Raw genomic sequence first — 20,653 nt, 5'->3', positions numbered from 1 at the left:
GCGGTTCTCCTACTTCTTATCCGCCTGGACCTGGCCCATGACCTCACGGATGACGCCATGCTGGAAGGACTGGGTCAGCCCACCGGCCGGAATGGAGGTGTAGTCCTCCGTCGGCCAGCCAAACTCGCCCTGCTCCCAGCCGTGCTTGCCCCACTCGTCGAAGATCTTGCCCTTGAGGATGTAGTGCGCGCCGGAGTCCATGGACCAGTAGATGTTGCCGTGCTCGAATTCCTGGAAGAAGCCGCCGTTGACGGCCTTTTCCTCACCAACCGGGAAGCCCAGCTCGGACTCAGCAGCCTTCAGCTCCTTGTACTTCGCGCCGATGGCGCCGTGGACGATGTGGAAGGAACCGTCCGGGTTGCGGGTCAGCACGCCGTCCTCGAAGTCCTGGACCTGGCCGTCGCCGACCTTGCGTGCCTCGGCAACCGGGTACTTGAGGTCGCCGCCCTCGAAGCCGTTCTTGCCCCATGCATCGAAGAAGTCCTTCGGGATGGGCCAAGCGCCGGTCTCCGGGGTCCAGTAGATGGAGCCGTGCTCGAAGTGGACGTAGCGGCCGCGGCCGTCGGGGGTCTTTTCCTCGCCGGTCGTCGGGAAGCCCAGCCAGGAGGTCGGGCCACCAAGCTCGGAGTAGCGAGCGCCGATGCGGCCGATCACGGCGTGTGCGCCGGTCTCCGGGGACCAGTAGGCGGTACCAGCCTGGAAGTCCTGGGCCTTGCCGCGCTCGGCGACGTCATACTCGTTGTTCACGCAGTTACCGATGATGCCGGACTTGGTGGCCTCCGCAATGGCGCCGACCGGGGTGCAGTCCGCGCCGCGGTCGCTCTTGTCCAGGCCGAGGGAATCAGCGATGTAGGGCCATGCCTCGGTCATCTCAAACTGCCAGTATTCCCAGCTGTGAACGCCGGTCGGACGGAACTTGACCACCGGCTCGACGCCAGCGCGCTTAGCGTAATCAACGAAGGTCTGGGTGGACATGCGGGAGATGGCCTCCAGGCCCACGCCGGCCATGTTGGCCTGGCCCTTGGCCACCGATCCGATCTGGCCGTAGTCATCCTTGCCGTTACCGGCGGAGACATAGACCTTCATGTCCTTGAGGTTCTCGATGCCCAGCTTCGGATCGTGGTCGATCCAATCCTGGGAGTACAGGTCACCCCACATGTTGGTAGAGGTGAATCCGCCGGCATCGGCCTGCGCGGCTGTAATGGCCTCCGGCATGCCGGTGGTGGTGGTATCGAGGTAGCCCGAGAAGGAGCCAACGTACTTGAAGGCCCAAGGGTTGCGCTCAGCAAGGTTGACAGCGGCGGTACCGCCCATGGAGATACCGGTAACGGCGCGCTTGCCGTTGGAGCGGTAGCCCTTCTCCAGGATCGGGATGAGTTCCTTCATCAGGAAGGTCTCCCACATGTAGTGCCTGCCGTTGTCTTCCTTCTGCCAGTCGGAGTAGAAGGAGGACTCGCCGCCCACCGGCATGATGAGGTTGACGTTGCGGTCAGCGTACTGGGACAAGATATTGGTCTCGATGGTCCAGCCGGACTCGTCATCGCGGGCGCGCAGGCCATCAAGAGCCCAGACCTCCGGGAAGGTCTTGTCCGGGTTGGAGTACCAGTCACGCGCGAGCTGGATCTGCACGACCTGTTCCTTATCCGGCATGGCGGCGGACTTGATGTAGACCTTGAGGTGGCGGTTGGTCAGGTACTCAACGCGGGACACGGACACGCCCTCCGGCAAGCCCTCGATCTTCGGGTATTCCGTCTCCACCGGGGTACGCTGCGGCGGATTGGACGGGGCGAAGGAATCGGAGAGGTTGGAGCTGCCCAGAAGATCAGTAATTCCGTCGCTGGAAGAGCCGGAAGACTGCGCGTTTGCAATAGGCAGCAGCGCAAAGCCCACGGCCACGGCGGTGGGCAGTGCAGCGATGGTCAGGCCCTTGCGGGCTGCGGACGGGGAACGCAGGCCGGAAGCCTTGGCGGACCGGCGGGGCTGAGTTGACGCAGTGTTCGGCATTGAAGAGTCCTTGTTAGGGGTAAATCGAGATGAGGGCACGCGCTACCGCGAGCGGGCTCCGCAGGTTCCCCTCCTGCGGAACTCGCCACCGTACGCGTAGTGAGCGGTCTAATGTGTTCTCAAGTTTAAGTTTAACTTGAGACTTTGGGAAGGGGGACACGCCCACCATGTCTATGAAAAAGCCGCCGTGCTCAAGAGCACGGCGGCCACGCAGGAGATGATTACCAAGCGTTCATTACGTTAAGCACCTGTGGCTTGGAGCGTTCGAGTTGGTATCCGAACTGCTCCCAGTTGTGCAGGCCCTGTGCCGGGTAATTCGTCTGCAGGCGAACGCCCATTGCGCGGGCCTTCAGCTCCCACAGGCGGGTCGTGCCGTTGGCAAAGCCCTCCAGCGCCACGCCGGCCGCGATGTGCTCCGGACGGTAGCGCTGCTGATCCACCGGCCCCGGGATGCCGGACGCGGCGGAGACATAAACATCCGTTCCGTTCGCAGCCAGTTCCGGGATCAGATTGAAGGGGTCATTGCTGAAGCGCTTCGGGTTGATGATGGACCCGTACATGGCGTTGATGTTGAAGCCGCCAGCGTCGAGAAGCGCCAGGCGCATAAAGGTCTGAGCACCCGGCAAGGTCGTGGTGAGGTAGCCGGAGTAGGACAGCGCCTGGCGGAACTGCCCCGGGTGCTTGCCAGCGAGGGTGATGGCAGCGGTAGCGCCCATGGACAGGCCGGCAACTGAGTTATTGTTGCGGGCCACTCCAAAGTTGCCCTCCAGGTAGGCCGGCAGCTCCTGGGTCAGGAAGGTCTCCCACTGGTAGTTGACCGGCTTGACCAAGTCATAGGTGGCCGGGCCGTTCCAGTCCGCGTAGAAGGACGCTGCGCCACCCACCGGCATCACCAGGGTGATGTTGTGGTCGACATAGGTGCGCGCGGCATTGACGTCATTGATCCAGGCATTGGTGGAATCGGTAGCGCGCAGGCCATCGAGCAGGTACAGACCTGCGTTGCCGCCGTTCTTAGCCGGCTGGATCTGCACTGGGATGTTGCGGCCCATTGCCTGGGACCACACGTCGCAGCGCTGCACCCAGTAGCCGACGCGGTCCCACTCGCAGGCACCGGTGGCGTCGCCACGCAGCCAGTCCCGGTTGGCGGCGGATGCTTCTTGCGTACCCGCGGTCGCTACCAGGCCCAAAGCCACAGCGATGGCTGCCACCACTGAGAGGACCCGAGTCCGCAGGCCAGAGCTTAGTGAACTCATGTTTCTCCTTAACGTTTTTACTGCCACTACTACATCGCCAACACGCCAGCGATAGTTACAGATCAATAACAAGAATCTTGTTTAGCGTAATGCACCCTGGCAATTTTCGCCTACCCATGGGGGTGCTCCCCAGCTCACGCCAAGCTAATGGACAGGATAATCGCTCGGGTCAGACGGCAACATGAGCGTGCGCCCCGAGGTCAGCGAGAAAGCTAGGTTCGCGCGGAAGCGCTCCCACGTCAGGGGCGCGCTATAGGAAGCGATGAGCTCCTGCACTTCTGGGCTGTCCAGCGCGGCGCGCGCCTGGCGGGTCTTGTCCTTGTCATACCACGGCGGGAGATACTCGATGTCCGCGCCCGTGAGTGCTGCTTGCCATTCCAGCTCAAGGGATTTGTCGTGGCCCACGCGCCCGCCTTCCTCGCGGGGCATGCGTGCGGCCATCGGCGTGGCCAGACCAATCGTGTCAAGAACCCGGACATTGAGCGGCGCGTTCATCGACGTCATGCCCAAGTTCACCAGGTAGACCGTCGGCGGTTCGTTCATTCCCGGCTCGCGCGGAACGGTGAGCCAGTTGAGGAGGTCCTTTTCTTTATCCTCCACATAGATGGTGGCCAGGGCATCTCCGCCGACGAGTTTCTCGCCGGCTTCTTCATAGCCGCGCATGAACTTCATCCCCAGGTAATCCCGCGCCGAGCGCGGCGGGTGGCCCGCCTCGCGGTGGGTGGCATAGGTCCAGAAATCACGCTCATCCACGATGGACAGCGGCTTTTCATAGGCATCCCAATCCGTCGGATGCCCGCGCAGCACGATGATGAATGCCCACACCGCGCAGAAGGCCACCGCGAGCGAAGACACAAGACCCTTGAGCGGCAGCACGAAAACGGGGAGAAGGGCGGCGAAGAGCGGCAGCAGCAGCATACGTCCGTGCATGAAGTCACCGCCGACGCGCAGCACGTACAGCACGTGCACCGCCGCCGCCCCGACCATCAGGTAGGTCACGGTCGTGGCGCTGCGCAGCGCTGCCGGGCGCAGCTGGGCGCGGAAGGTCCACAACGCCGCACCCGCCAGCACGAGAACGGGCAGGTACAGGGCATAAGGCCCCACGAAATCCTTCAGGTAGTTCAGGCCGCTGCCCCACGCGCTTGACGACGCCGACTTGGCCACCGCCGTGTGCGGAGTCACCAGGCCGTAGTAGCCCATGCGGAAGAATTGGTAGCCCGCGGGGATGGGAAGGGCCGCGCCGAGGATGCCCAGCCACGCCTTCCAATTACGGTGTGCCGCCAAGAGCAGCAGGCCGGCCAGTCCGCCGTAGAGCGCGAACTCCGGGCGCACGAGCCAGGACAGCCCGGCCCACAGCGCTAGCCAGTAGGCGCTGGCGCTATCGCGGGACTGCGCCCAGTGCTGCAGCAGCGCCCACAGGGCCGCGAGGTAGAAGATGGACAGGCCCCATTCGAGCCCGGAGGTGAAGAAGTCACGGGCTGGGGGCAGCGCGAGGTAGACCAGCGCGCCCGCGGGAGCCACCAGCGGTGCGGCAGGCTGGCCCGAGCGGAAGAAGGCGCGTGCCGTGGCCCACGCCCCCAGCACCATCGCCGCAACCGCCAGCACGAGGCCCAGGTTGACGGCGATGGATTCCAGCGGGGCGTTCGTTACCCACCGCACGAGGAGGATCAGGTATTGCCACAACGTCGAGGTATTGGCCTCCACGCGCTCGCCCGCGTTGAAGACGGGCCCGTTTCCCTCCTCGAGGTTGCGCACAGTGCGCAGGACGATCAGGCCGTCGTCGGAGATCCAGCGGCGGGCGAATCCACCCCAAAACGAGAAAACTCCGATCACGATGACCGAGGCCAGCGCGCTGAGCGCGGCCGCGGTACGTGTATCGGATTTTCGCATGAGGAGAGAGTTTAGCACTTGCCTTGCCCTGTTCCCGATCGCCGCTGGCTAGCCCACCATTACCGGCATGATGTAGACCGCCATGGCGATGCATGCCAGCCACACCAGGGCCAGAATTTGAAGGACGCGGTCCTCCAAGGCGATCTCGTCTGGTGCACCGCCATTGCCGCGGTCCACATCGGCGGCATAGCGCAGGATGGCGATGGTGAACGGCACCATGGAGATTTGGTACCACACGCTGGCCGGCCCATCAGACTCGTTGGAGAGCTGGAAGCCCCACAGGGAGTAGGACATAACCACGGCAGTAGCCGCCAGCGTCCATACGAAGCGCAGGTAGGTGGGCGTGTAGCCCTCCAGGGATTTGCGGATCTTGGCGCCCGTGCGCTGGGCTAAAAGGATCTCCGAGTAGCGCTTACCCGAGGCCATGAACAAGGAGCCGAACGCGGCCACCAACAGGAACCACTGGGAAAGCTCAATGCCCGCGGCCACGCCGCCGGCCATGGTGCGCAGCATGAAACCGGAGGACACCAGGGCGATGTCGATCACCGGCATGTGCTTCCACCCGAAGCAGTAGCCCAGCTGCAGGCCGATATAGATAGCCATGACGATGGCGAGCTGCAGACCGGCCGTGGCCAGGAAGGACAGGCCAATCGAGCCGATGATGAGCACGGCCGCCATGACATAGGCCAGGCCCACCGGAAGCACGCCCGCCGCGATCGGGCGGAAGCGCTTCGTCGGGTGTGCACGGTCAGCCTCCACATCGCGGGCATCGTTGATGAGGTAAATGGAGGACGCGCCCATGCAGAAGACGATGAAGGCAAGGAGGACGTCGAGAAGCACGCGCGAATGGAACAGCGAGTCCGCACCCGCGGCCGCAGGGGCGGCCAAGACCAGGACGTTCTTGACCCACTGCTTGGGGCGCAGGGCCTTGACCATGCCGTCGGCAAGGTTCTTCGGGGGCTTGCGCTTGCGGCCGGTATCGATGCCGGAGGTGTGCGGCTCAGAGTGGAAGACTCTCTGCTCACCGTCGTCGACGCGGTTTGGTCGTTCGCTCATGCGGTCTTCCTTTCATAGCGGTGACATGCTTCCGCGGTGGCGGCCCCCAGCAGGGCGCCGAACGCCGTATCGGATGGGTAATGTACCCCGAGCACCATACGCGAGGCCATCATGACCGGCACACCGACGAGCGGTGCCGGGGTTCCCAGAACGTGCGCGGCGCCCACGAGGAACGCGGTTGTCGACGTCGCGTGGGAGGACGGAAAAGACAGCTTAGACGGGGTTTTCACGCCCACCTTGACGTAGTCATAGTCCGGGCGCTTGCGGCGCACAATGCGCTTGATCACAACGCTGGCCGCGTGCGCCGTGAAAGCGCCCACGCCAACAGCTACCCACTGGCGGCGGCGCGCCGGCTTCTGGTAATTCACAGCGGCACCCAGACCAGAGAGAGCCAGCCAGCCCAGGGCGTGCTCGCCGAAGTGGCTTAAGCCCCGCGCGGTGGGCAGAACGCCGGGGGCCTCGAAGGCCACGTCCTGAATCTTCTCGAGGACGTGGGATTCGGCGACAGAAAGCTTATTGGGCATCGAAGACCTTTCGCCAGGACTCGCGGGAGGTCAGCTCCGGCAGGGCCGCGCGGTACTCGGCGCGCAGGTCGTCGAAGTTCTCCTCGATTTCCTTGAGCAGCTCGCGGGTGGACTTCACCAGCTCGAGGGCCAGCTCTCGGTCGCGCTTGCGGAAGGCCACGCCGGTGCCGCCCGCGGTGGAAACGGTGGCGGAATCGACGCGGGAGAGCGTGAACCAGCGGGCCTCCTCCGGGGTGAGGTTGAGCTGCGGCGCCTCGTGATGAGCCGGGTCTTCCTTGGTAACCAGGTGCTTGGCAGACTTGATGAGCCACGGGATCTTCTTGATCTTGCCCAGGCGGCCGCCGATGTTGCGGGTCGGCACGCCCGGCGCGCCGGTGGGCGCGGGCAGCTGATCCGCCGACTCGATGATGACGGCGTCCGGGAATTCCTTGCGGATCGCCGCGATGCGCGGCAGCGAGGACTCCAGGATGTCGAAGAGTTGATCCGGGCCGGCCAGGAAGTCCTTCATGGCTTCTAGCTGGATGGCCATGGTGGAGTACTCCATGCACATGGTGTGCTTGAGGGTGGACTTGAAGATGGACTTGGTAATCCCGCGCGCATCGCCCTCGTGGTAGAGGGCCGCCACGATGAGGCGGTTGCGCAGGTGAAAGTAGGCCTGCCAGTCGATGGCATCGTCCTTATCCGCCCACGCCATGTGCCAGATGGCAGCGCCCGGCCAGGTCACCGTCGGGAAACCGTGGGCGGCGGCGCGCAGGGAATATTCAGTGTCATCCCACTTGATGAACAGCGGCAGCGGCTGCCCGATGCTCTCCGCGACGACGCGCGGGAAGAGGCACATCCACCAGCCGTTGTATTCCACGTCGACGCGGCGGTGCAGCGCGCGGGAGTCGTACTTCTTCGGGTCGAGGTGGGACTGGGCGTCACCGATGGCGCGCAGCGGGTACTTGGCAAAGTCGTGGTCGTAAACGGCGTGCTCGGCCGCGCCCCACATGAAGTCGGCGCGGTTGACGCGCTCGCCGGTGGTGCGCAGCTGGGAGCGCTCCTGCAGGTTGAGCATCTGGCCGCCCACGATGAAGGGCTTGGCGGCGTAGCGCGCTGCTTGGACCGCACGGAGGATGGAATCCGGCTCGATGGCGATGTCATCGTCCATGTAGAGGATGTAGGGCGAGTCGGTATTCTCCAGCGCCTCGAACATGATGCGGGAGTACCCACCCGAGCCGCCCAGGTTTCCCTGGCGGAACTCGCGGAAGCGCTCACCGAAGTGCGCCACCGCGTCGTCGTAGCCCGGCTCGTCCGCCGGGTGCTGGTTGCCCTGATCCGGCATAAGGACGTAGTCGATGATGCCGTCCACCACCGGGTCCTCTGCCAGCGCCTGCAGCGCCGCGACGGCATCGGTGGGGCGGTTGAAAGTCGGGATGCCCACGGCGACGCGCTTGTCCTGCGCCGGGTACTCACTGCCGTCCGGTAGGAGCTGCGGGTTCGGGGCGTGGGGGGCGCACCAGGAGGCGTCGGCAAGCACGGTGTCCTTGACGGCGGAGGCGTCGAACCACAGCAGGCCGCCGTCCTCGAAGTTCTTCAGGGGCAGCTCAAACTCGTGGTGGCCGGTGGTCACCACGTGGTTGGCCACGGCGATGCGCTGGCCATCCTGCTTGGAACGGTAGAGGGAAATGTTGGCCTCGCCCTCGACGTCCATCACCAGCACGATGGACTTCAGCTGAGACCAGCGGCGCCAGTAGGCGGCCGGGAAGGCGTTGAAGTAGGTCTCGAAGGAGGCTTCCTCGCCGGCCGGGATGGTCACGGAGGTGCGGCCGCTCCAGCTGAGGCGCTCGCGGTTTTGCTCGGACTCGATGAGGTAGAGCATGCGGACGTCGACCGGCTCGCCACGCTTGGGCAGCAGGATGCGCTGTACGGGTTCGTACGCAGCAGATTTGTTGGCAGTCACGATATTTTCGGTTCTCCACACAGGTTTCGACAGTATTCAGGAACCAAGATTAGTGGTTTCGCACTCTTCAGCTGAGTTCCCACGCGGCTGAAAGCTAAGCCGAGAGGGGTGCATCCTCCGAGATGGGTTCGATGCCCAGACGGTTGAGCATGTAAAGCACGCGGGCGCCGAGGTCGTCAGCCAGCTCGCGGGTCTCCTCTACGGTTTCTGCCGTAGCGATATCCCAAATCTTGATGTCCTTGCCGACTTCGTCGCCTATGATTGCGGCGCCAAAAGGAAATCGACCTCGATGGTCACGAACTCGTGGCCGCAATTGTCAGAGGCTCAAGAGAGTGTCGAATCGGAGGGAGATTGAGAAAGTAGAGAACAATACTGACTAATTTTTCGCTAACTGACAACTATTAACTCTGTGCAATAAGAAGGATACTCCTCATAGCAACACATGATCAGAGTGTCTTTCTTCCTATTTCAGTCAGCTCAAAGAGTCGACTTTAGCGAACCTCTTCCCAACTGCTCCCCAAGTGAGATAAACGCCGGTACAAACAAGAAATGCTGCAAAAAGAACGCCAGCAAGGGAAAACGAAACCTTCAGAGAAATCCCCGCCATCACATGCCCCAATGAGGAACCAAGGATAGCCAGATGCAATGTAGAACTCAGCACAGCGAAAACTACCGACAAGGCCATTGACAAAGTCAAGTAGCAAAAAGGCAAGCCGATGAACCGTGCGACATTGATCATCGGAGTTGCAACACCAATTCGCGCGAGCCGCTCAGTGGTGACTTTAATCTGGTCCACCCCCCGCGAAAAAAGAAAAAACAGATAGCAATCCAACGAATAGCAAGGGAAGACCAAAGATGATAAGAAAATCCCAGTCTTGAATGCCCTGGCCAAACTGCTCTAATGCCAGCACCTCTGTCTGGGAAACCGACAACACAATAGCGGGAATGCCAAGCACGTAGTGAGGTTACCCTCGTTTAGTGGACACCCTATTTGTACGGATCTTGTGTCCGTGGGAGAGGATGTTCATTGTGAGTCAACAGCGCAAGAAGTACACGCCGGAGTACCGGCGTGAAGCCGCGAACCTGGTAATCGAATCGGAGCGCCCGATCGCTCATGTGGCTAAGGAGATTGGTGTTTCCGCCGGGCTTTTAGGCCGATGGGTCAAACTCGAGCGGGAACGCCGAGGAGCCTCGGATGGGATGAGTGAGGCTGATCTTCGTGCTGAGAATGCTCGCCTGCGCCGTGAGTTGGCTGAAGCCAAGATGGATAACGAGTTTTTGTCAAAAGCGACAGCCTTCTTCGCCGCGAAGCAACGCGAGCAGAAAAGTTCGAATTGATGCAGCAGGAGAAGGCGAACTACAGCATCAAGCGCATGGCACGGCTATTAAAAGTGTCTCGGTCTGGGTACTACAAATGGGCTGATGCTCAGCAGAAACGACTATCCGGAAAAGATGATCGTGCAGCGTTTTACGATGATGTTGACCGAAAGATTCATCGGATTTGGAAAGACTCTGATGAGGTTTATGGTGCTCCGCGGATCACCGCAGAACTTACCGAGCGCTACCGCATTTCGCTTAACCGTAAGACTGTGGCGAAGCGGATGCGCGTGATGGGCATTGAAGGGATTTCACCGCGTGCCTTTGTCCCGGTGACAACGATCCAAGCCAAGCGTAGATCTACGCTTCCTGACCTGGTTAAACGCATGTTTGATACTGGTGAGCTCAACCGGGTGTGGATGTCGGATATTACCTACCTGCGCACCGGTGAAGGATGGTTGTACTTGTGTGCGGTCCGCGACGGCCATTCCCGCAGGGTATTGGGCTGGGCAATGGATAGCGTTCAAGATACACACCTGGTCGAGCGGGCCCTGCGGATGGCGCACACACTGCGTGGTGACGTTCCTGAAGGACTGGTGTTTCACGCTGACCGTGGAACGCAATTTACCAGTGAGAAGCTCTGGGAGGTGTGTCGCAGCCTGGGCATTGCTCAGTCTGTGGGGCGTACTGGTGTGTGCTTCGATAACGCGATGGCCGAGTCGTTCTGGTCGACGCTTAAAACCGAGTTTTACGACCGTAAACGCTGGGCGACCCGTGATGCCGCGCGCAAGGCCGTTGCCTACTGGATTGAAGTCGTCTACAACCGTCGGCGCCGGCACTCCGCACTCGGAATGGTCAGCCCCGTCGACTTCGAGAACAAGTCCGGTTCAACCACCAGCAGAAAAGAAATAGCTGCCTAACCACTAGGTAGCTCCACTAAGTGTCCACGATTTGCGGGCAACCCCAGTAGCACAACGGGAGAACTATCGCCTTTGTCGCTGAATGAAGCTCGGCCGAAAGAGCACCAACTATTGAAACACCCGCAGCAATCTTCGAAAAAGACGCCAATAACCTTTCAAGAGAGACAACTACAAAAAGCACTGTTCGACTGCCCACCCGCGGAGTTGACAACCTATATAGGAACACATTACGTTGTTAGCAGTTCCACCTCAGGGCACCGAAGATTCATAACCTGTCCACCCGATTGGCTGGTTATGTTTATTTCCGTTCCCTCCGTCTGAAAGGACAGTGGAACTAGTCGCTGGCTTCGGTATGGCTTATTCCCGCCCCTGTCTGAAAATGATCCGGGGGTGATGCCGCCGAAGACGGTGGCACACTCAAACTGCTAATAGGAACCTGACCCAGCCCAGGTGGTATGAGGTCTCACAGTAATGTGGATGCCAGCGCAAGCATGTCCGACAACCCCAGCGATGAAGCTTAAATAGTCCAACTTCTAATTCATCGCTAGGAGGCATACACCCATGGCCTATGACTTCGTCATTGGCGTAGACGTCGGCAAATACTTCCACCACGCCTGCGTCCTCGATCCCCAAGGCAGGCAAGTCCTGTCCAAACGCATCAATCAGCATGAAGGCTCGCTACGCAAGCTCTTCGGCCAATTCCTCGCCGACAACGCCTCGGTCCTTGTCATTGTCGATCAGGCCAACAACATCGGCCGATTAACCGTCGCAGTCGCCCAAGACATGGGGGCAGATGTTCGCTATCTACCAGGGCTTGCGATGCGACAGCTCTCTCGCATCCACGTCGGCAACTCCAAGACCGATGTACGCGACGCCTACGTCATCGCCCATGCCGGTCTTAACCTTCCAGATTCCCTGCGCAGTGTCGACCGCGTTGAGGAAGTCTTTATCCAGCTGATTTAGGCCGTGACAGCGGCATCCTCCGAGATGGGATCGATGCCCAGGCGGTTGAGCATGTAGAGCACGCGGGCGCCGAGGTCATCGGCCAGCTCGCGGGTCTCCTCCACGGTCTCGGCGGTGGCGATATCCCAAATCTTGATGTCCTTGCCGGCCTCGTCGCGCGGGATCTCGCGGCCCAAGTACACGATGTAATCCGGGATGGTCACCAGACGCAGGTCCTCGAGGTAGCGGTCCGGGTGCTCCGCCATGCCGCGTTCTTGGAGCACGTGGGCCATGTGGGAGTCGGGGTCGTTTTCGGGGTGGGCTACGGCGGCATCGACGAGCAGGGCCTCGCCGGCGTACTTCTTCGTCAGCGCTACGGCAGCCTGCGCCAGCGCGTGGTCGGTTCCCGCGGCGAAACGCACGTGGATGCGGTGGGCGCCGAAGTGCTCGCGGACCTCGCGCTCCACCATCACAGGGATGAACTCTTCTAAGGTTGCGCCGGCCTCGTGGCGCTCAATGGTGGCGTCGAGGAAGGAGTCAATCTCCTGGGCGGTGTACTCGTGGCCATAATCTGCGTGTAAATCCTGGCGCAACGTATCGAAACGGCGGGCGTTCGGGGAAGTCATCTCTAAACTCACTTTCTGTTCGCCTATTGTTAACCTACTGTTAACCTTAAGTGATTGTTGGCCAGACCACAAGTTTTATTTTCTTTGGTCTAGTTCCGTACGCTGGCACAACCTCCCCATAAACGGCCAAAGGCCCGCCGGGTGTTCCGGCAGGCCTTCTTGGATTGTTCCTTCTTCTTATCGGGAATGCGCGTTGCGCGACTGCGCAGCTTGAGGTGTTCCTCGAGCCGCTCCGGGGACATCTTCCACATGCTGCGGTCTGCGCGCTTCTTCTTGCGCTGCGCCATGCCGTCACCTCCTTCCATCGAGGTGTTTCAGCATAGCGCGCCACGCTGCGCTACCGGGAGCGGCCGGGCCAGCGCCGTGGCCTAGTGGCCACGCTCCTGCTCCAGGGCCTTGCCCTCGTTCCAGAATGGAGCCAGCTTGTTATCGAACATGCTCAGCGCGGACGCGATGGCCATGTGCATGTCCAGGTACTGGTAGGTGCCCAGGCGGCCGCCGAAGAGAACCTGGTTCTCGCGGGCCTCAGCGGCGGCGAGCTTGCGGTAGGCCTCCAGCTTGGAGCGGTCCTCCGGGGTGTTAATCGGGTAGTACGGCTCATCGCCCTTCTCGGCAAAGCGCGAGTACTCCTTCATAATGACCGTCTTGTCCTTGGGGTACTTATCGGCGCGCTCGGGGTGGAAGTGGCGGAACTCGTGGATGCGGGTGTAATCGACGTCCGCATCGTTGTAGTTCATCACCGGGGTGCCCTGGAAGTCACCGGTTTCGAGCACCTCCAGGTCGAAGTCCAGCGTGCGCCAGCCCAGCTCACCCTCGGCGAAGTCGAAGTAGCGATCCAGTGGGCCGGTGTAGACCACCGGCGCGCTTGGCGACGCCCCCCGCACTTCCTCGCGCACGTCGAACCAGTCGGTGCCCAGACGGACGTCGATAAGCTCGTGCTCCGCCATCTTCTCCAGCCAGGCCGCGTAGCCGTCGACGGGCAGGCCCTCGTAGGTGTCATTGAAGTAGCGGTTGTTGAAGGTATAGCGCACCGGAAGGCGCGTGATGTTGCCGGCCGGCAGCTCCTTCGGATCGGTCTGCCACTGCTTTGCGGTGTAATCGCGGATGAATGCCTCATAGAGCGGGCGGCCAATGAGCGCGATGGCCTTTTCCTCCAGGTTCTGCGCCTCATCCACGGCGAACTCGCCGGCCTGCTCCTTGATGAGCTCGCGCGCCTCGTCCGGGGAGTAGTAGCGACCGAAGAACTGGTTAATCAGGCCCAAGCCCATGGGGAACTGGTAGGCCGTGCCATCGTGCATGGCGAAGACGCGGTGCTGGTAGTCGGTGAAGTCGGTGAACTGGTTGCAGTACTCCCACACGCGCTTATTCGAAGTGTGGAAGAGGTGCGCGCCGTACTTGTGAACCTCGATGCCGGTCTCCGGCTCGGCCTCCGAGTAGGCGTTGCCGCCTAGGTGCTCGCGGCGCTCGACGATGAGCACCTTCTTGCCCAGCTGGGAGGCTGCGCGCTCGGCCACGGTCAGGCCAAAGAATCCAGATCCAACAACGATGAGGTCATATGCAGTCATGGCCACCAGCTTAAGGCAGCAACACGTGCAAACGGCGGGTGACACCCAAGCGAGGAAACTCGCGTGTCACACCTTCTGCCACTCCAACACCTGACGTAACATCTGTCCCGTTAGTTAACTTTTTGCGCTTCTCTTAACCTTGTGGCGCCACCATCCTAGGGAGTAACAGTGCACCTCAAACGTCGTCTTGTTCCCGCGAAATCGACGTGGTCAACGCCGGTTATCGCCACGGTCACCTCGATCGCTGTGGTCGCTGCCGCAGCCGTGGGCGGCCAAACCCTCATCCAGACCCAGGAAGCGGGCAGCGGCCCCATCGAAGTGAGCTCGGCCTCCGAAACCTTCGGCTCTGGCGAAACGGTCGTCGTGGATGACCCGGCCATCGCAGCCCAGGGCGAGGGCGAAGGCCCGCGCGCCGTCAAGCAATTCCACCGCGATGAGACCTTCTCCTCCTTCGCCGTCACGTGGAAGGGCACGCGCGATGTCGCGGCCTTCGTCCGCGCGAAGCAGCCGGACGGGTCCTGGTCCGAGTGGTACGACATGGACTCGATGTCCTACAACAACGATGACCCCAACGCCACGAACGGCACCGAGCTCATCTTCGTGGGAGATACCAACGACGTGCAGGTCTCCATCAACAACGTGGACCTGGTGACCGGGTCGAACTTGGATGAGAAACTCACCGAGTCCCCCGTTGAGGACGCCGCGCTTGACGACGCCCCCTTCAACGTCGGCGACATCGCCCCCGTTGCCGAGACCGAAGAGCTTCCGGCCAACAGCGACGTCGAAGGCCTCGAGGCTGTCTTCATGGACGGCAACGCCCAGGAGGGCGAGGGCATTGAGCCAACCGCTGAGACCGATGGCATGCCGCGCGTGGTTTCGCGCGCCGGCTGGGGCGCGAATGAGAATATCCGCTGCAAGGGCGCCGACTACGACGACGGTGTGAAGGCCATCGCGCTGCACCACACCGCGGGTTCCAATAACTACACCCGCGCGCAAGCAGCCGCGCAGGTGCGCGCTGCTTACCAGTACCACGCCCAGAATTTAGGTTGGTGCGATATCGGATACAACGCGCTGGTGGATAAGTACGGCACCATCTACGAGGGCCGCTACGGCGGGCTCGCTAAAGCTGTGCAGGGTGCGCACATCGGCGGTTTTAACAAGAACACGTGGGGTATCTCCATGATCGGCAACTACGAGACTGCGCAGCCGACGGAAGCCCTCTTGGAATCTGTCACCGACCTTGCCGGCTGGAAGGGCGCCATTTCCGGTGTCGATCCGACCTCCCGCGTCTCCCTTCGCTCGGAAGGCTTCGGTGGTTCGCGCTACCCAGCAGGCGCTTCTGCCCCCGTCTATGGCCTCTTCGGCCACAGCGATGTGCACTACACCGCGTGCCCGGGGCAATACACCATTGCCCAATGGCCGAAGATCCGCGCGGCGGCGCACAAGAAGTACCTGGCCATCAAGTCGGGCGCGTCTGGTTCGACGTCGACGGACTGGGACAACGAGTATACGACCACACCAGACACCCCTGACTCCACGCCGAGCACGGCTGCGCCGTCTGCCCCCGCACCGGCCCAGGAGGCAACATCCTCGCTGGGCGATACTGAAATCCCGATGAGCACCGTAACAGCACTGGTAGGCCTGGCCGGCACGCTCTTCGCCATCATGTATGCCCGCTCGGACCAGCAGATTGACACGGACCAGACCGTCAACGGGCTGCCGGTGGAGCAGATCCCGGGCATCGTGACCAAGGTGCTGTCCTTGAGCAAGAACGAGGGCTTGAAGGAAACGTGGACGGCGGTCCTTAACGCCTTCGGCCCAGCGCTGGGATTGGCTGTGGGCGGGCCGGATGAGTCGGCCGGCATCATCTACCAGCTCTTTCAGAACGGCATCGTCCTAGGCTCTGAGGACACTGGTACGCACGCACTCGTGGGACGCATCGCCAAGGAATGGGCTTCCGGCGACAACTCGGCGACGCTCGGCTTGCCGACGTCCAACGAAGTCCCCACCGGCCTCGGCAAGGAAGTCCGCGTGCAGTTCCAGGGCGGTTCCATTGTCTACAACCCGGAGACTGAGCAGATTCAGGTGTTCACGGACTAACCCCAAAGCACCCCAAGTCTAAGCGGGATCGCCGATGTAGCGGGAGCCACCTGATGGCTTCCGCTTCGGCATTTATTTGGGCTTGGGGTTTAGGTATCCGGGAGGGCTGAACCTAAAAAGTCCCCTGTGGTCTGCTGCTTCAATGCTGCCTGTGCCGCTTGGTATGCCGGCTGCGAAGTAATCGGCTCCGCCCAGGGTGGTACATACCCCACCCCGCCCCGCAACCTAAAGACATAGCCGGCACCAGTCGGCTTATCCGGGTCATCATCATTGATGCCATTGTGATAAGCACACAACATCGTCAGATTCGGCGGATCCGTCGCCCCACCCGCCTGCCACGGCACTAAATGATGCACCTGGCAATAATCCGCCGGCTTATTACACCCCTCACGCGCACACGTCGGATGCTCCGCACTCGCCATAATCCGCTGCTCAAACCCCGCCAAACGCCGCACACGATGCAACCACACCGGCCCTATAGTCGGATGCACCAACGTCACATACCCAACCTCCGCAAACTTATAAGACACAAACTCCCGGCCCGTCATCCGCCCACCGTTGGTAAGCACGAGCTCAATATCATCGCCCTCACCCCGCACAATCTGGTCCAACTCATCCAAGGTGACCACCACATTGGTTGCTACCGCAGGCTTCGAACCCCCATGCGCCTGGTTAAAGAACACCTGACCTGCCGCATCCAATAAATCAGTCGGATTAATCGACTCCAATGTCCCGCGCATCTCACTAATGCGCAAGGCTGAATCAGTAATCGTCAACGAATGCGGCCCCACCTTCCGATACGTCAAGCGCACCCCAGGTTCAGGCACCCGCTGCGGCCGCAACTGCTTCAAGCGTTCCTTCGCTACCTTTGGGATTTGGTGTGCTGGAGTCCCTGCCAACCTGACACGCAGATTCCACGCATCCAACTCCTTTTTCACCTTGGCGGTATACGACTCAATCAAACTCAACGTCGCCACATCATGTCCTTGGGCAACCGCAGCCGCACGCGCTTGGCGCTGCTTGCCCGTAAAACGCGTCGACCCAAAATACACACGATGCAGCCCAGCTAACTCCACCGCATCAGCCAATGAAGCGCCACGCGCGCGTAAATCATCCACACTGCCTACCGCAAGCCCCACAAGATCCAACCCCGAACTGCGGTAGGAGAAATAAGTCTCCAAATCCCCCATGCGACAAAGACTAAAACACCACCACACACCCCGCAACCGGAGATATCAGAACCAGCGCTCGAGGACCTTTGCCACACCTGCTTGATGGTGCGGCAGCGTCACTGCATCTGCAGCGGCCACGACATCCGGATGCGCATTCTCCATGGCAACACCGCACCCTGCCCACTCAAGCATCTCGATATCGTTGGGCATATCGCCAAAGGCGATGATGTCTTCGCGGGCGATACCGTGATGCTCAGCCAGCCACTTCACTCCGCGGCGCTTCGTCACGTTGGGGGCCGCAACCTCTAGAACGCCCTCGGACATCGAGTAGGTCACGTGAGCAAGCTCGGAATCAATGTGCGGCGCGATGAGTTCGTAGAGTTCCGGCGCCGAGAACGCGGTATTACGAATCAACAGCTTGACCGCCGGTCGAGACACCAACTCCCCCACGCTCACCAGCCCGAAGCCCTCAAAGAGCGCGTTCTCTGAATAGTGCGATTCCACCACGAAGAGTTCCTCAACCGGGTCCAAGACCGAGCCTCCCGCGCGCTCCGCCCCAAAGCCAACCCCGCCATGCGGCTCGAGCACCTTTGCAGCGACCTTCACGGTTTCCGCGAGGGCCTCAGGCGAAAGCTCGTGGGCGGAGAGAACGCGGTCCTCCGCCGAGTCATAAATCACCGCACCATTTGATGTCACGCAGACTGGGCGCACGGTCAGCTGCTCGAGCACGGGCATGATCCACCGGAAGGGGCGCCCAGTTGCCAGCGCAAACTCGCTGCCCGCGGCGACCGCACAGGCCACAGCTTCGCGGTTTCGCTTGGGCACCCGGTGGTTTCGGTCCAACAAAGTACCGTCGATATCGCTGATGATGAGGCGCGGAGCGTGGTCCGAGAATACTTCATTGGCCATAGCCCCGAGTCTACGTCAGGTTGAGACACACGACGGCACGGATAAGCGCCCAACGACGAAAGCGGCCGCCACGAGACTACTCGTCACGGCCGCGCCTTCGTGCGTCGTTCAGGTCTTAGGCAATCACGTCGTCATCGTCCACGTCTTCCCAGTTCAGGGAACGCTTGATGGCGCGCTTCCAATCGCGGTAGAGAGCCTCAACTTCTTCCTTTTCGCGTTGCGGCTTCCACACCTTGAAGTCACCTTGCTGGGAGCTCAGCACGCTGAGATCATCCCAGAAGCCGGAGTCAAGGCCCGCAGCGAAAGCAGCACCCGTTGCGGTGGTCTCCACGTTCTTCGGGCGGTGCACCTCCACGCCAAGCATGTCCGCTTGGAACTGCATGAGCAGCTCGTTCATCGTCATGCCGCCGTCGACGCGCAGCTCGGTGATCTCCACGCCGGAGTCCGCCACCATGGCATCGGCGACGTCGCGAGTCTGGTACGCCGTGGACTCGAGGACCGCGCGGGCCAGGTGTTTGCGGTTGGCAAAGCGGGTCAGGCCCACGATGACGCCGCGGGCATCCGGGCGCCAGTACGGGGCGAACAGACCAGAGAAGGCAGGAACGATGTAGACGCCACCGTTGTCCTTAACCTCACGGGCCATGTTCTCGATGGAGGCAGAGTTCGGGATGATCTGCAGGTTATCGCGCAGCCATTGCACCAAGGAACCGCCCATGGACACGGACCCTTCGAGCGCATAGACAGGGCGCTCGCCCTCGCGCTGGAAGCACACGGTGGTGAGCAGGCCGTTCTCGGAGAACTTCGGGGTAGTACCGGTGTTGAGCAGGAGGAACAGGCCGGTACCGTAGGTATTCTTGGCGGAACCCGGGCGGAAGCAGCCCTGGCCGAACATGGCGGCCTGCTGGTCACCTAGAATGGCGCGAATCGGCACGCCGGCCAGCGAGCCGCGCTCGCGCACGGTTCGGAAGTCACCCAGGGACGGGCGGATCTCCGGGAGCATGGACGTCGGGATACCCATCTCCTTGCACAGTTCCTCATCCCACTCGAGCTTCTCGATGTCCATGAGCAAGGTGCGTGAAGCATTAGTGACGTCGGTAGCGTGCAGGGCCTCCTGGCCGTTGTCGCCATCGGCGCCGCCGGTAAGGTTCCACAGCAGCCAGGTATCGATGGTGCCGAAGAGCAACTCGCCCTTTTCAGCGCGCTCGCGCGCCCCCTCGACGTTATCGAGGATCCACTTCACCTTCGGACCGGCCGGGTAAGAGTTGATGATGAGGCCGGTGCGGCGGCGCCACTTGTCCGCGCCCTCCTCGCCGGCGAGCTCCTTACAAATCTCGGTGGTGCGGGTATCTTGCCAGACAATGGCGTTGTACACCGGCTCGCCAGTGTTCTTGTCCCACACAACGGTGGTTTCGCGCTGGTTAGTAATACCGAGGGCGGCGATGTCCTCGATGTTGATGTCGCCGTTGGCCAAAGCCTCACCCACCGCGCGGCGGGTGTTGCTCCAGATTTCCTCCGGGTCGTGCTCGACCCAGCCCTTCTCTGGGAAAATCTGCTCGTGCTCGAGCTGGCCGACGGACACCTGCTCTCCGTCGTGATTGAAAATGATGCAACGCGTGGAGGTCGTACCCTGGTCAATCGCTGCAACGTAGCTCTTGGTGGACATAAGTTTCTCCTTGTCGGGGGTGTTTTAAAGGGCTATGGATAGCAGGCCAACGGCGACGGCCGCCAGCGTCGGTGCAACTACCGGGACCCATGCATAGCCCCAGTTGGCGTCTCCCTTGTCCTTAATGGGAAGGACGAAGGCGTACATGATGCGGGGGCCAAGGTCACGGACCGGGTTAATCGCGTAGCCGGTGGCGGTGCCGAGGGACAGACCAATAGAGACGATGACGAAGGCAACACCGAAGTAGCTCAGCGGCCCCAGCTCTCCTCCGGTTGGGCCGAAGGCGATGAACATGAGCAGCACGCAGGTAGCGATGAACTCGGTAACCGCGTTCCACCCGTTATTCGGGTGCGCGGGCTTGGTAAAGAAGATGCCCCCGGTGTTCTTGTTGGCGCCGGTGACGTTGCCGGCTTCGTCGAGATTGTTGGCGTCGAAAAGCTGCTTAAAGGTAGCCCAGGCAAGGAATGCACCAAGCATGGCGCCGAGAATCTGTCCCAGCAGGTAGTAGGGAACGAGGCTCCACTCGAGGGAACCATTCACGGCCAGCATGATGGTGACCGCCGGGTTGAGGTGGCCACCGGTGGGGTCGGCAACACTAGCGCCGATGAACACCGCGAGGCCCCAGCCCATAGCGATGACGATCCAATCCGAACCGCGTGCGCCCGAGGTTCGAAGGTTAACAACGGCGCACACGCCGTTACCGAGCAAGAGCAGCAGCGCAGTGCCGATGAACTCCCACAGGAATGCATCCATTCCGGTCATTAGATGTC

General features: G+C 61.5%; 16 protein-coding genes and 2 pseudogenes. 3 read left to right on the top strand and 15 right to left on the bottom strand.

Annotated features, from left to right (window positions below):
• Nucleotides 1-9: 9 nt before the first annotated feature.
• From M5J06_RS07140 to M5J06_RS07105, 8 genes and pseudogenes are all read right to left on the bottom strand, one after another.
• Nucleotides 10-1,923, bottom strand: a complete 1,914-nt coding sequence (locus M5J06_RS07140) for an alpha/beta hydrolase-fold protein (protein ID WP_369815760.1) — start codon at nt 1,921-1,923, stop codon at nt 10-12.
• A gap of 302 nt (nt 1,924-2,225) precedes the next feature.
• A complete protein-coding gene (locus M5J06_RS07135) occupies nt 2,226-3,257 on the bottom strand; it encodes an alpha/beta hydrolase (RefSeq protein ID WP_250224301.1) in 1,032 nt (343 codons plus the stop codon).
• A gap of 144 nt (nt 3,258-3,401) precedes the next feature.
• Nucleotides 3,402-5,147: an arabinofuranosyltransferase AftB family protein gene (locus M5J06_RS07130; RefSeq protein ID WP_250224300.1), complete on the bottom strand. Its 1,746-nt coding sequence runs from the start codon at nt 5,145-5,147 to the stop codon at nt 3,402-3,404.
• Nucleotides 5,148-5,195: 48 nt separating this feature from the next.
• Nucleotides 5,196-6,203, bottom strand: coding sequence for a decaprenyl-phosphate phosphoribosyltransferase (locus M5J06_RS07125; protein ID WP_070523811.1), 1,008 nt, complete (start codon nt 6,201-6,203; stop codon nt 5,196-5,198).
• On the bottom strand, nt 6,200-6,727 hold the full coding sequence (locus M5J06_RS07120; protein WP_070517733.1) for a phosphatase PAP2 family protein: 528 nt from the start codon (nt 6,725-6,727) through the stop codon (nt 6,200-6,202). Before M5J06_RS07120 ends, M5J06_RS07125 begins: the two co-directional genes overlap by 4 nt.
• The gene (locus M5J06_RS07115) at nt 6,717-8,669 is read right to left on the bottom strand and encodes a glycosyltransferase (protein ID WP_250224299.1); all 1,953 of its coding nucleotides are present in this window, start codon (nt 8,667-8,669) and stop codon (nt 6,717-6,719) included. Before M5J06_RS07115 ends, M5J06_RS07120 begins: the two co-directional genes overlap by 11 nt.
• A 94-nt stretch (nt 8,670-8,763) precedes the next feature.
• Nucleotides 8,764-8,922 (bottom strand): annotated as a pseudogene (locus M5J06_RS07110) (three-helix bundle dimerization domain-containing protein); the annotation flags it as partial.
• A gap of 529 nt (nt 8,923-9,451) precedes the next feature.
• Complete coding sequence (locus M5J06_RS07105; protein ID WP_250224298.1) at nt 9,452-9,625, bottom strand: hypothetical protein; 174 nt, start codon at nt 9,623-9,625, stop codon at nt 9,452-9,454.
• Nucleotides 9,626-9,689: 64 nt separating this feature from the next.
• On the opposite strand from M5J06_RS07105, the gene M5J06_RS07100 reads away from it, so the two are divergent.
• Nucleotides 9,690-10,906, top strand: a protein-coding gene (locus M5J06_RS07100; protein ID WP_250224349.1) for an IS3 family transposase whose coding sequence is annotated in 2 segments (ribosomal slippage) — nt 9,690-9,951 and nt 9,951-10,906 — 1,218 coding nt in all. Because the reading frame shifts where the segments join, the coding sequence is not laid out codon by codon here.
• 561 nt (nt 10,907-11,467) lie between these two features.
• Nucleotides 11,468-11,863, top strand: a pseudogene (locus M5J06_RS07095) (IS110 family transposase); the annotation flags it as partial.
• 2 nt (nt 11,864-11,865) lie between these two features.
• Here M5J06_RS07095 and M5J06_RS07090 read toward each other — a convergent pair.
• The 3 genes from M5J06_RS07090 to glf form a co-directional block, all read right to left on the bottom strand.
• Nucleotides 11,866-12,474 carry a three-helix bundle dimerization domain-containing protein gene (locus tag M5J06_RS07090; protein ID WP_250224297.1) on the bottom strand — a complete coding sequence of 203 codons (609 nt, stop codon included), beginning with the start codon at nt 12,472-12,474 and terminating at the stop codon, nt 11,866-11,868.
• An 89-nt stretch (nt 12,475-12,563) separates the two neighbouring features.
• On the bottom strand, nt 12,564-12,761 hold the full coding sequence (locus tag M5J06_RS07085) for a hypothetical protein (protein WP_070821746.1): 198 nt from the start codon (nt 12,759-12,761) through the stop codon (nt 12,564-12,566).
• Nucleotides 12,762-12,842: 81 nt separating this feature from the next.
• Nucleotides 12,843-14,039, bottom strand: a complete 1,197-nt coding sequence (gene glf / locus M5J06_RS07080) for a UDP-galactopyranose mutase (protein WP_046647608.1) — start codon at nt 14,037-14,039, stop codon at nt 12,843-12,845.
• A gap of 168 nt (nt 14,040-14,207) precedes the next feature.
• On the opposite strand from glf, the gene M5J06_RS07075 reads away from it, so the two are divergent.
• Nucleotides 14,208-16,139: an N-acetylmuramoyl-L-alanine amidase gene (locus M5J06_RS07075; protein WP_250224296.1), complete on the top strand. Its 1,932-nt coding sequence runs from the start codon at nt 14,208-14,210 to the stop codon at nt 16,137-16,139.
• Between the two features lie 89 nt (nt 16,140-16,228).
• Here M5J06_RS07075 and M5J06_RS07070 read toward each other — a convergent pair whose 3' ends face one another.
• The 4 genes from M5J06_RS07070 to M5J06_RS07055 form a co-directional block, all read right to left on the bottom strand.
• Nucleotides 16,229-17,329: an HNH endonuclease signature motif containing protein gene (locus M5J06_RS07070; protein WP_250224295.1), complete on the bottom strand. Its 1,101-nt coding sequence runs from the start codon at nt 17,327-17,329 to the stop codon at nt 16,229-16,231.
• Between the two features lie 45 nt (nt 17,330-17,374).
• A complete protein-coding gene (locus M5J06_RS07065) occupies nt 17,375-18,220 on the bottom strand; it encodes an HAD family hydrolase (RefSeq protein ID WP_144014310.1) in 846 nt (281 codons plus the stop codon).
• 115 nt (nt 18,221-18,335) lie between these two features.
• A complete protein-coding gene (gene glpK / locus M5J06_RS07060) occupies nt 18,336-19,883 on the bottom strand; it encodes a glycerol kinase GlpK (RefSeq protein WP_250224294.1) in 1,548 nt (515 codons plus the stop codon).
• A 24-nt stretch (nt 19,884-19,907) separates the two neighbouring features.
• Nucleotides 19,908-20,645 carry an MIP/aquaporin family protein gene (locus M5J06_RS07055; RefSeq protein ID WP_250224293.1) on the bottom strand — a complete coding sequence of 246 codons (738 nt, stop codon included), beginning with the start codon at nt 20,643-20,645 and terminating at the stop codon, nt 19,908-19,910.
• Nucleotides 20,646-20,653 lie beyond the last annotated feature (8 nt).

It is taken from the genome of Corynebacterium intestinale (assembly GCF_023574125.1).
Classification (GTDB): domain Bacteria; phylum Actinomycetota; class Actinomycetes; order Mycobacteriales; family Mycobacteriaceae; genus Corynebacterium; species Corynebacterium hesseae.
This window is presented reverse-complemented; position numbering and strand designations above follow the sequence as displayed.